This is a genomic window from Acinetobacter sp. C13, assembly GCF_016809775.1.
GTDB classification, from domain to species: Bacteria; Pseudomonadota; Gammaproteobacteria; order Pseudomonadales; family Moraxellaceae; genus Acinetobacter; species Acinetobacter pittii.
Genome location: NZ_JAFBJL010000007.1, coordinates 24138 through 38589 on the forward strand (window position 1 = coordinate 24138; position 14452 = coordinate 38589).

General features: G+C 38.7%; 14 protein-coding genes. 5 read left to right on the top strand and 9 right to left on the bottom strand.

Features of this window, described 5'->3' with window-relative positions; translation table 11 throughout:
* Positions 1 to 2: 2 nt before the first annotated feature.
* The gene (znuB, locus tag JGE69_RS16365) at positions 3 to 812 is read left to right on the top strand and encodes a zinc ABC transporter permease subunit ZnuB (protein ID WP_044102531.1); all 810 of its coding nucleotides are present in this window, start codon (positions 3 to 5) and stop codon (positions 810 to 812) included.
* 1 nt (position 813) lies between these two features.
* On the opposite strand, the gene JGE69_RS16370 is transcribed toward znuB, so the two are convergent.
* Positions 814 to 1440, bottom strand: a complete 627-nt coding sequence (locus tag JGE69_RS16370) for a LysE family transporter (protein WP_005804759.1) — start codon at positions 1438 to 1440, stop codon at positions 814 to 816.
* 158 nt (positions 1441 to 1598) lie between these two features.
* Between JGE69_RS16370 and JGE69_RS16375 the strand changes: the two genes are divergently transcribed.
* Positions 1599 to 2519 (top strand): Dyp-type peroxidase, encoded by a 921-nt coding sequence (locus tag JGE69_RS16375; protein ID WP_014208122.1) that lies wholly within the window; start codon positions 1599 to 1601, stop codon positions 2517 to 2519.
* A gap of 44 nt (positions 2520 to 2563) precedes the next feature.
* On the opposite strand, the gene JGE69_RS16380 is transcribed toward JGE69_RS16375, so the two are convergent.
* Positions 2564 to 4261, bottom strand: a complete 1698-nt coding sequence (locus JGE69_RS16380; protein ID WP_005079543.1) for an NAD-dependent malic enzyme — start codon at positions 4259 to 4261, stop codon at positions 2564 to 2566.
* A 494-nt stretch (positions 4262 to 4755) separates the two neighbouring features.
* Between JGE69_RS16380 and argS the strand changes: the two genes are divergently transcribed.
* Together argS and JGE69_RS16390 are read left to right on the top strand one after the other, a co-directional pair.
* Complete coding sequence (argS, locus tag JGE69_RS16385) at positions 4756 to 6546, top strand: arginine--tRNA ligase (protein ID WP_199114062.1); 1791 nt, start codon at positions 4756 to 4758, stop codon at positions 6544 to 6546.
* 157 nt (positions 6547 to 6703) lie between these two features.
* Positions 6704 to 7318, top strand: a complete 615-nt coding sequence (locus tag JGE69_RS16390) for an SPOR domain-containing protein (protein WP_005804763.1) — start codon at positions 6704 to 6706, stop codon at positions 7316 to 7318.
* A 40-nt stretch (positions 7319 to 7358) separates the two neighbouring features.
* Here JGE69_RS16390 and JGE69_RS16395 read toward each other — a convergent pair whose 3' ends face one another.
* From JGE69_RS16395 to guaA, 7 genes are all read right to left on the bottom strand, one after another.
* Positions 7359 to 8027, bottom strand: a complete 669-nt coding sequence (locus JGE69_RS16395) for a glutathione S-transferase (RefSeq protein ID WP_025466580.1) — start codon at positions 8025 to 8027, stop codon at positions 7359 to 7361.
* Positions 8028 to 8140: 113 nt separating this feature from the next.
* Positions 8141 to 8548: an OsmC family protein gene (locus JGE69_RS16400; RefSeq protein WP_002114081.1), complete on the bottom strand. Its 408-nt coding sequence runs from the start codon at positions 8546 to 8548 to the stop codon at positions 8141 to 8143.
* Complete coding sequence (locus JGE69_RS16405) at positions 8545 to 9492, bottom strand: pirin family protein (RefSeq protein ID WP_199114061.1); 948 nt, start codon at positions 9490 to 9492, stop codon at positions 8545 to 8547. Before JGE69_RS16405 ends, JGE69_RS16400 begins: the two co-directional genes overlap by 4 nt.
* A 158-nt stretch (positions 9493 to 9650) precedes the next feature.
* Entirely contained in the window at positions 9651 to 9956 is a 306-nt protein-coding gene (locus JGE69_RS16410; protein WP_002114086.1) for a DUF3861 domain-containing protein, read from the bottom strand.
* Between the two features lie 60 nt (positions 9957 to 10016).
* Positions 10017 to 10532 (bottom strand): PadR family transcriptional regulator, encoded by a 516-nt coding sequence (locus JGE69_RS16415; RefSeq protein WP_033851010.1) that lies wholly within the window; start codon positions 10530 to 10532, stop codon positions 10017 to 10019.
* 230 nt (positions 10533 to 10762) lie between these two features.
* Positions 10763 to 11107 (bottom strand): SMI1/KNR4 family protein, encoded by a 345-nt coding sequence (locus tag JGE69_RS16420; protein WP_060466363.1) that lies wholly within the window; start codon positions 11105 to 11107, stop codon positions 10763 to 10765.
* Positions 11108 to 11279: 172 nt separating this feature from the next.
* The gene (guaA, locus tag JGE69_RS16425; RefSeq protein WP_002114136.1) at positions 11280 to 12848 is read right to left on the bottom strand and encodes a glutamine-hydrolyzing GMP synthase; all 1569 of its coding nucleotides are present in this window, start codon (positions 12846 to 12848) and stop codon (positions 11280 to 11282) included.
* Between the two features lie 385 nt (positions 12849 to 13233).
* On the opposite strand from guaA, the gene JGE69_RS16430 reads away from it, so the two are divergent.
* Positions 13234 to 14451: a DUF445 domain-containing protein gene (locus tag JGE69_RS16430; protein WP_199114070.1), complete on the top strand. Its 1218-nt coding sequence runs from the start codon at positions 13234 to 13236 to the stop codon at positions 14449 to 14451.
* The last annotated feature ends 1 nt before the right edge of the window (position 14452 follow it).

Genomic DNA, 14452 nt, shown 5'->3' on the forward strand with positions numbered 1-14452 from the left:
CCATGATGGAATGGTTACAATTATTGTTACCCGCATGGATTATGGGATCTCTGCTAGTATTTTTAACTGCACCTCTGGGCTGTTTAATGCTTTGGAGACGCATGTCTTTTTTTGCTGACACGATGGCGCACGGAACACTACTTGGGGTAGCTATTGCGGGAGCCTTAAGTCTTCCATTATGGCTTGGTGTTGCAGGTACAGCGGTTTTACTGGTAGGCGTTTTATGGGCTTTACATGACAACCGTTTACCCAATGATGCTCTGCTAGCCTTATGTTCAGCAACATTACTCTGTAGTGGCCTGTTGTTTATTCAACATGTTCCAAGTTTAAGACCCGAGCTTTTAAGTTATTTATTTGGTGATTTGCTTAGTATTGATTGGCCAGATCTTCCTGTTTTCACTTTAATTATTGCGATATCACTCGTAATTCTTTACCGTTTTTGGCAGCCACAAATACAGTTTGCAATTGATCCGGATATCGCAATTAGTGAAGGGGTGAATGCAAACTGGCAACGCCTTATTTTTATGCTGTTATTGGCTTTATTTACAGTTTTAGCTTTGCGTGCTGTAGGTTCTTTGCTAATGGGTGCATTACTCGTAATACCAGCTTTAAGCGCTCGCCTACTAGCAAACTCACCAAAGCAAATGGTTATTTGGGCATTCGTGCTAGCCCAGCTTGGTGTTAGTGTCGGTTTATGGTCAAGTGCAGCACTTAATATCTCTACAGGTCTTAGTATTGTTTTATGTATGGCATTAAGTTTTGCTGTTATTTTTATAACTCAAAAATTAAAAAATCAGACGCAGGCGGCCTAAGTTAGGACGCCTGATGAACTGTGCTCAATAATAAAGCCGCACAGCTAAACATCACAGCAAAGCCCCGATTTAAATATTTTTGCTGTCTAGGGGATCGAAGTAATCTTAAAACCTTGGATGCCAGCCCCGTATATCCAGCCATTACAATCAAATCGATCGTAATCATAGTAGCCGCCATAATTAGATATTGTATCCATTGAGGCTTACTTAAATCTAAGAACTGCGGTAAAACCGCCAATAAAAATACGATTGCTTTAGGATTGCTAATATTAACCACAAAACCATTTAATAGCAGAGCTAAAGCAGATTTATCTCTTTTTTCTTGTTGAATTTCTATATCTTTTACAGGTGCTGTCCACTGTAAATAAGCCAAATACAATAAATAAGCTACACCAAACCACTTAACGGCCTGAAAAGCTAAAGGAGTTGTGGCAAATAAGACCCCGACACCTGCTGCCACCACCATAATTTGAAGCACTAAGGCAACTTGCAAACCGATTGCATTCCAATAACCATGTCTAAATCCATAGTTTAGACCACTCGACATTGAGGCAATAGCTCCCGCACCTGGAGAGATACTAATGACCCAACAGGCCAACATATAGGCAAACCAAACTTGCAAAGACATAGTAAAAATAGACAATAAAAGTGGAATTATACTGTTTTATAAAACTATCTTGATGAGAATTCAAACAATAAAATCAAGAAATAGACTACTAACCGCTCTTCGCATCAGGCACAATAATTAAAGCTCATACTAAATTATAATTGAGGAGATACCTTCCAATGACTGCTCAATCTGTCATTTTGCCGTTGCCATCAGATCATGCCCGATTTATTGTTCTTCGTTTAAAAGACTTATCAATTGATGAATTAAAAGAACAACTCGAAGCGTTGTTTGAAACACGCGACCGTCTCATTACTCAGCATTCAGACGCGCAAATTAAAACAGCAGTCGCTTTTGGTCCAGAACTTTGGAAGCAACTTTACAGTCAATCTCCTGCTGGCTTTAAACAACTTGAACCAGAAAACGGAGCGTTCAACATGCCAGCCGTTCCCGCTGATGTCCTCATCCATATTGCTAGTATGCGTTCTGATATTTGTTTTGCATTAAGCCAAGCATTTTTTGAAGGTATTAAAGATAAAGTTGAAGTTCTTGATGAGCGTGTTTGCTTCCGTTATTTCGATGGTCGCGATATTACTGGCTTTATAGATGGTACTGAAAACCCTCAATTTCCAGATGACCGCGCGGAAACAGCCCTACTCCCAGAAAGTGCTGGAGTATTTGCAGATGGTAGTTTCATATTTGCACAGCGCTATGCACACGACTTAGAAAAATGGAAAAAACTAAAAGTTGATGCTCAAGAAAATGTCATGGGTCGTACTAAGCTTGAGTCAATTGAACTTGATGATGACGTTAAACCAGAAAATGCCCATGTTGCCCGTACTGTCGTTGAAGATGACGAAGGCGAAGAAATGGAAATCTTGCGTCATAGTCTGCCTTATGGCGACGGCCGAGGCGATCAAGGCTTATTCTTCATTGCTTATACTAAAGACCTGAGCATTATTGATGCCATGTTAAAGCGTATGTTTGGTACAAGTGGAGATGGTATCCATGACCGCTTATTGCATTTCGTGACACCACTAGACGGCGCATATTACTTTGCACCAAGTGAAGAATTACTAGAAGAAGTTTTAGAAGACTAAAATAAAAAAGAGGAGCTTAAGCTCCTCTTTTTACGTTCTCAATCTTAGAAAGGAATACGCTTATATTTACGGTATTCTGGCTTCCAGAATGATTGATCTATTTTTTGCTGTAGCAAATCATCACTAATCGTTACTGCCACGCCATCTGCCATTGCAGCTTTGGCAACTTCAAATGCAATCACTTTAGAGACTTGCTGAATTTCACCCAAAGGTGGCAATAAATCAGCTTGCGGATCTTTTAGTAATGGCGAGCAATTCGCTAAAGCACTACTTGAAGCCATTAACATATTTTCAGTAACGCGTTTAGCACCCGATGCCACCACACCCAGCCCAATGCCCGGGAAAATGTACGAGTTATTACACTGAGAAATATTATAAAGCTTGCCATGATGATTCACAGGAGCAAACGGGCTACCTGTTGCAATTAACGCTCTACCTTCAGTCCACTCTACAATATCTGCTGGCACAGCCTCAACACGTGAAGTTGGGTTAGACAATGGCATGACAATTGGGCGTTCACAATTCGCCGCCATGGTCTTAATGATTTCTTCTGTGAACAAGCCTGGCTGACCAGAAACGCCAATTAACACTGTAGGCTTCGCATTTTTAACAACATCAAGTAGTGAAATCACTTCTTCAATATTGCCCCACTGATCAACCACCTCAGCTTTTTGTGCTAACTTACGTTGGAAGTCGAGCAAGTTTGGCTGATTCTCAGTGATCAAACCAAAACGGTCTACCATATAAACGCGAGCACGCGCTTCAGAATCAGTCAGACCTTCAGCAACCATTTGAGCAATAATTTGTTCCGCAATACCGCATCCCGCAGAACCCGCGCCTAAGAAAGCAATTGTTTGATCTTTTAATTGCTTGCCTGCTGCACGACTTGCAGCAATCAAACTACCTACAGATACCGCTGCTGTTCCTTGAATATCATCGTTAAAACAACAAATTTTATCTCGATACTTTTCTAAAAGCGGCATCGCATTTTTTTGTGCGAAATCTTCAAACTGAATTAACGCTTTTGGCCAACGACGCTTCACAGCCTCAATCACCATATCGACAAATGCGTAATATTCATCGCCACTAATACGTGGCTGACGCCAACCCATATAGATCGGATCATTTAACAATTGTGGATTATTCGTCCCCACATCAATTGTGATTGGTAATGTATAAGCTGGACTAATCCCACCACAAGCGGTGTAAAGTGAAAGTTTTCCAATAGGAATCCCCATTCCGCCAATACCTTGGTCACCAAGACCTAGGATACGTTCACCATCAGTAATCACGATGACTTTTACATTATTTTTATTTACGTTCTGCAAAATATCATCAATCACATCACGATCTGGATATGAAATGAAAACACCACGATGACGACGATAGATATCAGAGAAACGCTGACATGCCTCACCTACTGTTGGGGTGTAAATAATCGGCATCATTTCTTCAAGATGATTTTCGATTAGATGATAGAACAAGGTTTCATTAGTATCTTGGATATTACGCAAATAGATATGTCGATTGATATCATCAGTAAAAGCGCAATATTGCTGATAAGAGCGCTGGCTCTGCTCTTCAATAGTTTCAATAATATGGGGGAGTAAACCGTGTAAGTTAAAGTTACTTCTTTCTTCTTCAGTGAAAGCCGAACCTTTATTTAAGAGTGGTAACTCTAAAAGTGTAAAACCTGCATATGGAATATAAAGGGGATGTTTACTTGGGTGTCCTGATATCATTGCCTATCTCATTTTCCAGCTTAGAGTAGAGAAAAACACGTTTTGTATGGTCTCTAAAACTCTTTGTGCGTATAAGCTTAAGCCTAATTCGATCAAAATAGATATTTTAAACCGTGATGTTAAAATTAAACACTATTTAGTTACAACATGTTTAAAAATAATTAATATAAATCAGTATTTTAATATTTTTATAATTTTAAAAACCTCTTTTATTTTCTCAATTTTAAAAGCCATAATTATATGAGTTAGTGGCAACAGGTATTTCCTCAGGAAATAATATTAAATTAAACACTTAATTTACTCATCAAAACTACCCAAAAGGCTTGTAATTCTTTATTTTCAGAATAGTAAGGCGATTCATCAACCAACATTCATATAAAAAATAATCATCAGTAATTTGCATAAAGAATTATTGGAATATTAAATCCCCTCCCCTAAGTCATCGGAAATTTGCTATATTTGACGTTTTTCTGCGACATCTATTTTCGATTGATATGAATACGGCAATACAAGCAGCTCTCGACCATGCAGTGCAAACTCTTCAACAAGAAGGGGTGCTTCCTTCCGACTGGAAAAACACAAGCAATTTAACACGCACCAAAGACCGAAGCCATGGCGACTTTGCTTCTAATATTGCCATGATCGGCTCGAAAGCTGCTGGTATGAAACCACGCGATTTAGCTGAGAAAGTTCTAGCTGCATTACCAGAAGTGGCAGATATCAGTAAAGCTGAAATCGCAGGACCCGGATTTATTAACTTCTTTTTAAATGCAGACCAGCGTTTTGCTATTCTTGATCAAATTCAAGCACAAAAAGAAATTTTTGGTCGTAGCCAAGCAAATGCAGCGAAAAAGATTCAAGTCGAATTTGTTTCTGCAAACCCTACGTCTAGCCTACACGTAGGTCATGGACGTGGTGCGGCATACGGTATGACTGTTGCTAATTTACTTGAAGCAACGGGTGCTAAAGTTGACCGTGAGTACTACGTGAATGATGCTGGCCGTCAAATGGATATTTTGGCGACTTCTACTTATTTACGTTATTTGGAACTACTTGGACAAAACCTTGTATTCCCTAAAAATGCATATCAAGGCGATTACGTTAAAGAAATCGCACAAGGCATTATTAATAAAGATGGCGACGCTTACGTTCGTGAAGTTGCGAATGTTTATAAAGATGTACCAGAAGATGTGCAATATGCTGAAGAGCTAGATAGCGAAGGTAACAAAGTCGTTTTATCTGGCGATAAAGAAAAGCATATTGATGGACTTATTGCCAACTCACAACAATTATTAGGTGAAGGCTACCGTGTATTCCACCAAGCTGCTCTTCACGCCATTTTAGATGATATTAAAGATGACCTTGCTGACTTTGGTGTAACGTTCAACCAATGGTTTAGTGAAGCATCTCTTAGTGCAAAAATTGATGAAGCTTTAGAAACACTTGATCAACGTGGCTTCCTTTATGAAAAAGATGGCAACATCTGGTTCAAGTCGACTGAATTTGGTGATGAAAAAGACCGTGTTGTTAAGCGTCGTAATGGCCAAACGACTTACTTTGCATCTGACATTGCATACCACTTAAATAAACTACAACGTGGTTATACTGACCTAATCGATATTTGGGGTTCTGACCACCATGGCTATATTTCTCGCGTAAAAGCGGCGATTGATGCAATGGGTTACGACTCTAAGAAATTGACTGTTCTTTTAGTTCAGTTCGTAAGTTTATGGCGTGGTGGCGAGATGGTTCAAATGTCTTCTCGTTCAGGTCAATTCGTGACTTTACGTGACTTACGTAAAGAAGTAGGCAATGACGCAGCTCGTTTCTACTACGTAATGCGTAAAAGTGAACAACACATCGACTTTGATCTTGACCTTGCTGTTTCACAAAGTAAAGACAATGCTGTGTACTATATTCAATATGCACACGCACGTATTTGTCGTATGTTAGAAAAAGCAACAAGCACAGATTTACAATTCGATGTAAACGCTGCTCGTCCACATGCAGCTCGCTTGTCTCTTGATGCAGAAACTGAGATTCTTGCTAAACTGGCAGCATACCCAGATGCAGTATTACGTGCTGCAAATGCATATGAACCTCATCAGGTTGGTAACTACTTAAAAGAGTTAGCTGCCCTGTTCCACGGTTGGTACAATGAACATAAAGTATTAAGCGATGATGCAGAGCTTACACAAGCCCGTTTATTGCTTTCAATCAATGTACAACAAGTGCTTCGTAATGGTTTAGAATTACTTGGTGTATCTGCACCAGAATCTATGTAATAAATATATTGCATGACAGCAAATTAAAGGTCATGCAATATATAGTAAGCGGTGGTTTGTATAGTTAGAATATCGATACAAACCACTGTTTTTAGCATCGTAAGACGAGACTCAAACTCGAATTAAAAAACAATCAAAATACAGAGGAATAATCCACGTGTTTGGCAAAACGCAACGCGGTGTATCTGAAAGACCTAATAAGCCTAAAAAGCCCCTAATTCCCAAATGGTTAGGGACACTTGTCGCTATTTTGGCGGTCTTATGCATCGCTGTAATGCTTATGCTTTGGAAACCTTGGCAACCTGTTCCTGCGAAAAATCAGATTACTTCTGAACATTATCAAGAAGAAGATACTAATAAAGACTATCGCTTCTACGACCTATTGCCTCAACAACAGGTTACCCCTATTCCTGAACAAGCGATCCCTGAAAGCAAAAATCAAGGCACTGCTATGATCGTTGAGGCACCAAGTACCACTCAACCAGCGGCCTCTGAAAGTGTAGGAATTGACCCGAATCAGTCAGCTACAACTCCTCAGCAACCTACATATATTTTACAAGTTCGTAGTTATAACGATCCTGATCAGGCTGATGCCCGCCGTGCAGAAATCATTTTAAATGGCTTATCTGCGGACGTAGTCAAAAGTACTGAAAACGGACAAACATGGTATCGCGTTATTTCCGGACCGTATGATACTCAAGACGCTGCCTTGGCTGCTCAGCAGACCTTACAACACAGCGGCATTGATTCTATTGTGATCAAACGCAAGTAAAGTGAAAATAAAAAAGGAACAAATATTTGTTCCTTTTCTTTTAAATATCAGCACAATTCCTTTCATTAGAACCAATTCCCTTTTTTTTCGCTTTTTGAAACGCTACCCTTCGCCGAATACGATGTAAAAAAGCCTGAATATGAGGATACTTACCTTGCAAACGCGTTTGCAAAGCCTCTAAAGGGAAACTCATTTGAATATCAGCAAAGGAAAAGTCACCTGCAAAATATTCATGCTCTGCCAAATAGTTTTCTAAAAAACTAATATGATCTTTCATACGCGGGCGAACAAAATTTGCTTTCACCCCTTCTGTGATTTTTTTTGCTACTGGCTGAATTAACCATGGCACATGCTTATTTACATTATTCATGACCAAAGTCATGACCAGTAGTGGCATAAGCGAACCTTCAGCATAGTGCATCCAGTAAATATATTGTTGTAAATCTTGAGGTTGTGTAGGTTTAAATTGTTGCTTTTGATCATAATGCTGCTGCAGATATTCTAAAATCACAGCAGATTCTGCGATGACTTGTTCATCATCAGTCAAAATCGGAGCTTTACCTAAAGGATGAATACATTTCAATGTTTCTGGAGCGGAATAGTTAGGTAGACGTTGATAATAATGAATATCATAATCTAATCCCAACTCTTCTAAAGCCCATAGAATTCGAAACGATCGCGAACATTCCAGGTGGTGTACACTAATCATGTTATTGCCTGCTTTTATTTTTCTTTTTTACATAAAAAACAGCATGTGAACATGCTGTTTTATTCCATTTGTGGGATGGATATAAAATCATCCACCTTAACAAAATAGCATTTTTACGCTGTAACAAGCACAGTATGAATGTCTAAACTACGTAACAAAGTTTTAGTGACTGGGGTTTTACCGCATACCGCTAAGATTTTTTGTTGAAGCTCTTCGTTTGGCAAGTCTTTAAAAACAATACGACGTTCTATATGTTCTTCATGTTCTCTATTGGTATGAAAATCGATTTCAACCGAAAACTCACCAAAGTCATAACCTTTATGCTTCGCATACATTCTTAAAGTAATGAGTGTACACGCGGCTAAACTTCCAGTAAGCAAATCATAAGGCGCTGGGCCTTGATCTTGCCCTTCTAACTTTTCTGGCTCATCACAAAAATATTGGTGACGACCACTGGTGATTTCGCCCTTCCATTGTTCAGCAAGGGGCTTTGCTTTACTGCTTGCGATTACTGCTGTCATTTTGATGCTCTCATTTGATCCGGAAGAACAGGGGCTTCTAAACGTGCACCAACATAATCTGGAATTTCACCAAAACGTGCATCATGCTTAATCCATTGCTCGCGGGCTTCTTTTAAATCATCCATTGTACGTGCAACAAAGTTCCACCATAGCAAAATTGGTGTTTCAAACGGTTCACCGCCAATCAAAAGGATACGATTGCCTTTTTTTACTTCAATCTCAATTTCACTAAGACCCGTATCTAATACCACCATGTTGTCAGCCGTTAACTCATGGCCATTCACATGGGCAACACCATCTAATGCCATAAAACCATATTCAAACTCAGAATTTAATGGAATGCGGGTTTTAGTATCTTCAGTAGCAATTAAGTCAACACCCACTAATGGCGTATGTACCGAGACTGGAGAAGTAGTTGCCAAATATTCACCCACAAGCACGGTAAATTCTAGACCGTCTTTCTCAACCACAGGCAGTTCAGGATAATGTTCAAATTTCGGATCCATGTTGCGGTTATCATCTGGTAAAGCAATCCAGAGCTGAGCAGCATGCATTTGAGTTTCTGTATCAGGTGCAACTTCTGTATGTGAAATTCCGTGACCTGCCGTCATTAAATTAACTTGTTTAGGTCGAATCAGTTGTTTTGAGCCTAGACTATCGGTATGCATCATGGTGCCTTCAATCATCCACGTGAAGGTTTGCAAACCAATATGAGGATGAGGACCAACATCTAAACCATCACCCGCCGGAAAAGTTACTGGGCCCGCATGATCTAGGAAACACCACGCACCAATCATTCGTTTTTGTCGGCTAGGTAAAGCCCGCTTAATGACTGTCCCCTGTCCAATTTCAGCAGAGCGAATTGGAAATTCCTGAATAAACTGATTGGCAAATTTTTCGCAATCCTTTGAATCAGAAATATCGTAATCATTATTATTGCTCATGATATTACTCTCTTTTACCTATGCTTTTGCAATGAGTCGTTGTAATGATCTTAACAATACACGCATTATTCAATATAGTCTTTTAGTAATACACAGGGTGCTATGAATGAGACAATCCATTTTTTAATTATAGAAAAATAAAAGCTGCATTGAGCAGCTTAAGATGACTGAGTTTTAACGAGCTGTTTTAGGTTTTTCATAAATTGACCAAATTGTGGGAGAAACTCTTGAAATAGTGGGTGGTCACGGTTTTCAAGCATAACCTCACTAAAAAGTTTTAGCCCAACTCCAAAAGATTTTGTTGTTTCATCATCAAAAAAATCTGCTTTTTTTAAGCGTTCAACAATTTCAAAAATATCGTCATGATTTCCCGCATAGAACTCAAGGCGTTCAGTATAAGTAGAGGCTTCTCCCTTTGCATTTTTTAAGTGTTGTACCGTGACATGATATTGATGTTGTTTCATATATAAATTCTCTCTTAAAATTAATAACTTTGAAAAAATTTCAACTTGTTTAAGGTCGATTTATAGCCGCCCAATCGCAACAGCAGCCTGATCAATTTTTTCGGCAATTTGATAAATCTGCTCTTGCTGTAAACCTGCCGAGTTCAGCTTCAAACGCAAGGCTGTTTTTAGGTTTTCCATGGCACGATGAATTTCGATTAATTCATCATTACTGTGGATTTCTCGTCTTAAACGTAGTTTTTCTAATAACTCTTTCAACTTGTCTTGTTGTTCAGCTAAGTAAGCTTTCCCAAATTCCGTGATTTGATATTGCTTACGCTCTACATTCAGCAAATTAATCAAATTCATTTCTTCAAGACTGGTTAATGTTGGATAAATTGTTCCTGCGCTTGGTGTATAACCATCGCCTACCAAATCACTTATTTCTTTAATGATTTCATAACCATGCTTAGGACTTTGCTGAATAAGATGAAGTACCAAAAGTTTCATACGTCCCGCTTCAAAAAGTCTTCCACGGCGACCCGAACGATGATGTTCATTGTGTTCAATATGATGATGTTCTGATTGTTGTTTCATCTTTAAAGATTCTCGAATCTGTTTAATTTATGCTTATTAAGATATATCTTAATATATCTTTTATCAAGAAAAAATAATAAAATCCAAACTATTGCTTTGATAATTATTAAAATTAATTTTATTTTCTTTAAACACTAAGTAATAAAAAAGAGTGCTTAAGCACTCTTAAAAACCATTCTTATAAACCAACCTTGGTTTATTTATCTTATTTAAAATTCATTTGCCAAAAGCTAAATTTGGCATCCAGCTTTAAACCAGTTCATTAAGGAATCACTAATTTTACTCATGTCATTAGGATCCATGCTGCCTTGATCTACGGCAAAAACACCTGTCCCTAGAAATGGTATAAGAATTGATATTCCACCACTATCATCACCTATGGCTAAATAATCTCCAGCATACTTTTGCACTTCAAAAGTTTGATTTCTTTCAAAAACCTCATCAGAAGAATAAATAACTACGCCACTTTCAAATAAAAAACCATTTGAAAATTTTAATAATTCAAAATATATATCTGGTAGTTGTCTATGGAAATCTCTTTCAATTTTTGCTCTTATTTCATTTAATAGGGGCATAACCTTTAGACCTTAAAATTAGATAAAACCAATCCAGCATATAAAATTATAAAATATTATATTCAACCCTCTATATACAGTTCCTTGAGCTAATAAATTTACTCTTATTAAAATCGTTAAGTAATAAAAAAGGACGCTAATGCGTCCTTTTTTAACAACAACTAGAGGAAAATTATTCCCACTCAATCGTTGCTGGTGGTTTAGATGACACGTCGTATACAACACGTGATACATCTTTAATTTCATTCATAATACGCGTTGAGATTTTATCAACCAATTCGTATGGTAAATGTGCAAAACGAGCTGTCATAAAGTCAACCGTTTCAACTGCACGAAGCGCAATTACCCATGCATAACGACGACCATCACCTACAACACCAACTGACTTAACAGGTTGGAATACGGCAAACGCTTGAGCAGTTTTATCATACCAACCGCTGTCACGAAGCTCTTGCATGAAGATGTCATCAGCAAGACGAAGAATATCAGCATATTCTTTCTTCACTTCACCCAAAATACGAACACCTAAACCTGGGCCCGGGAATGGATGACGGTAAATCATGCTATGTGGCAAGCCAAGTGTAGTACCTAATTTACGAACTTCATCTTTGAACAAGTCACGTAAAGGTTCTACCAATTCAAATGCTAAATCTTCTGGTAAACCACCCACGTTGTGGTGTGATTTAATTACGTGTGCTTTACCTTGTTTGCTTGCAGCAGATTCGATTACGTCTGGGTAAATCGTACCTTGTGCCAAGAATTTCACACCATCAAGTTTACGTGCTTCTTCAGCAAATACTTCAATAAACTCGCGGCCAATGATTTTACGTTTTTTCTCTGGATCAACTTCACCAGCCAATGCAGTTAAGAAACGTTGTTCAGCATCTGCACGAATAACACGGATACCCATGTTTTCAGCAAACATTTGCATCACTTGGTCACCTTCGTTTAAACGAAGTAAACCGTTATCAACAAATACACATGTTAGCTGGTCGCCAATTGCTTTGTGTAAAAGCGCAGCAACGACAGATGAGTCAACACCACCTGAAAGGCCTAAAAGAACTTTTTCATTACCGATTTGTTCACGTAATTGTTCTACACGTAAATCGATGATGTGTTCAGGTGTCCAAAGGCCACCACATCCACAAATTTTATGAACGAAGTTTGCAAGTAACTCTTCACCTTTTGCCGTGTGTGTTACTTCTGGGTGGAATTGCACGCCATAGAAACGACGGGCTTCATCACTTACAGCAGCAACTGGACAGCTTGGTGTGCTTGCAGTAATGGTAAAGCCTTCTGGAATCTGGCTAACTTTGTCACCATGACTCATCCAAACATGAAGTTGGTTTTCACGGTCTTGTAAGTTACCAATCAGTTGGTCGCGTTTAACGATATCAACTTCGGCATAACCAAACTCATGTACAGTACCCGGCTCAACTTTACCGCCTAACTGTTCAGACATGGTTTGCAAGCCATAGCAAATACCCAATACTGGAACGCCTAACTCAAACACTACTTGTGGTGCGCGAGGGCTGCCTTCTTCATGCACACTCTCAGGTCCACCTGACAAAATAATGCCATTTGGCTTAAAAGCACGAATGTCTTCTTCAGACATATCAAAAGCATACATTTCAGAGTAAACACCAGCTTCACGTACACGACGTGCAATGAGCTGACTATATTGAGAGCCGAAATCCAGAATCAGGATACGATCTTCAGTAATTTGAGTATTGGTAGTCATGACAAACCACTAAATGGCAAAAGAATTAAGCGCGCCATTTTAACATTTTTCGCGCTTCGGCGCACCGCAAATCATCATATATCTTATTTTTTTCATATCAGAATCATTTCTATAATTGGATTGTTTGATATAAATCAAAATTTACTTATATTTATCAACTGTATGGGTTACGCTTAAAAACTCCATGTGTATTGATAAATTCATCACATTCTATGCAACATCACCTTGAATTTGATGTTAAGATGAGCCGATAAAACAGGCATTACCATGGAAAGGTAGATACCATAAGCGATATTTGTCTGTGCTTAAACAATTATCCATTTTTATGGCTTGTTGCCCCCTATCAAAATCAATAGAAATCTAAGGAACAACAATGCTTCAAACTATGATTGCAGATTTCCAGCAACATTTTTGGTTGTATATCTCTATTCCTTTTATGAGTGGTTTAATTGGCTACATCACCAAGGTAATCGCCATTCAGATGATGTTTTCACCACTTGAGTTTAAAGGCATTAAACCATTTCTAGGTTGGCAAGGCATCGTGCCACGCAAAGCCGAGAAAATGGCAACAATTGCTGTTGAGCTCATGACAGCCAAACTCATTAAACCTGAAGAAATTTTTGCACGCCTAGATCCTAAACGTATTGCCAAAGAAATAGAAAAACCACTGCTTGCAGCAGCTGAAGATATTACCCGTGATGTTGCGCAAGAGTATCAGCCGGGATTATGGGAAGGCATGCCAGAGTTTGCACGTCAAAGACTCATTCGTCGTGTGCAATCAAAAGCACCCGAGATTGTTGAACACATCATGAGTGAAGTACAACGTGATGTGAACCGATATTTTGATATTAAACATCTTGTTATTAGCAACTTGCTTAAAGACAAACGCCTACTCAACAATATTTTTAAACGAGTGGGTAAACAAGAATTTAAATTTTTTAGTAATGTCGGATTTGTATTTGGCTTCGGTATTGGTGTGATTCAGATGCTGTGCTGGATTATCACGCAAGGTAAATACCCTTGGATGCTGCCAATGTTTGGCGGCTTTGTGGGGTTTTTCAGTGACTGGATTGCATTACAAATGATGTTTAGACCACTATACCCTAAGAAAATATTGGGCTATACGTGGCAAGGTTTGTTTATTAAACGTCAAAATGAAGTTGCCGCCGACTATGCTGCGCTCATTTCTAAACAGCTTCTGACTTCTCGTCATATGATGGAAGAATTATTTTCTGGTACACATTCTGCGCGTGTTATTGATCTGGTTAACCGCCATGTCAAACAAGAAATTGATATGCAAGCTGGGGTTATTCGTCCTTTAGTTGTATATGCAATTGGCGGAGAAAAATATCAGAATATGAAATCACAAGTTGCTGAACGTATTATGCAACGACTTCCAGAGACGATGAAATACGTAGAATCTTATGCAGAAGATGCTATGAATATTCGCAGTACTTTAATTGAACGTATGCAAAAACTAACACCATCTGAATTTGAAGGTATGTTACGCCCTGCGTTTAAAGAAGATGAGTGGGCACTTATTGCAGTAGGTGCAGTACTTGGTTTTGTTGTTGGGGAATTACAAATTCAGTTCATGCTCTAAT

Bases quoted from the DNA above. Each gene is read 5' to 3' on its own strand.
- argS (WP_199114062.1), top strand. From the start codon at position 4,756: ATGAATACGGCAATACAAGCAGCTCTCGACCATGCAGTGCAAACTCTT.
- JGE69_RS16430 (WP_199114070.1), top strand. From the start codon at position 13,234: ATGATTGCAGATTTCCAGCAACATTTTTGGTTGTATATCTCTATTCCT.
- JGE69_RS16410 (WP_002114086.1), bottom strand. From the start codon at position 9,956: ATGAAACAACATCAATATCATGTCACGGTACAACACTTAAAAAATGCA.
- JGE69_RS16380 (WP_005079543.1), bottom strand. From the start codon at position 4,261: ATGATATCAGGACACCCAAGTAAACATCCCCTTTATATTCCATATGCA.
- guaA (WP_002114136.1), bottom strand. From the start codon at position 12,848: ATGACTACCAATACTCAAATTACTGAAGATCGTATCCTGATTCTGGAT.
- JGE69_RS16405 (WP_199114061.1), bottom strand. From the start codon at position 9,492: ATGAGCAATAATAATGATTACGATATTTCTGATTCAAAGGATTGCGAA.
- JGE69_RS16375 (WP_014208122.1), top strand. From the start codon at position 1,599: ATGACTGCTCAATCTGTCATTTTGCCGTTGCCATCAGATCATGCCCGA.
- JGE69_RS16420 (WP_060466363.1), bottom strand. From the start codon at position 11,107: ATGCCCCTATTAAATGAAATAAGAGCAAAAATTGAAAGAGATTTCCAT.
- znuB (WP_044102531.1), top strand. From the start codon at position 3: ATGATGGAATGGTTACAATTATTGTTACCCGCATGGATTATGGGATCT.
- JGE69_RS16370 (WP_005804759.1), bottom strand. From the start codon at position 1,440: ATGTCTTTGCAAGTTTGGTTTGCCTATATGTTGGCCTGTTGGGTCATT.
- JGE69_RS16400 (WP_002114081.1), bottom strand. From the start codon at position 8,548: ATGACAGCAGTAATCGCAAGCAGTAAAGCAAAGCCCCTTGCTGAACAA.
- JGE69_RS16395 (WP_025466580.1), bottom strand. From the start codon at position 8,027: ATGATTAGTGTACACCACCTGGAATGTTCGCGATCGTTTCGAATTCTA.
- JGE69_RS16415 (WP_033851010.1), bottom strand. From the start codon at position 10,532: ATGAAACAACAATCAGAACATCATCATATTGAACACAATGAACATCAT.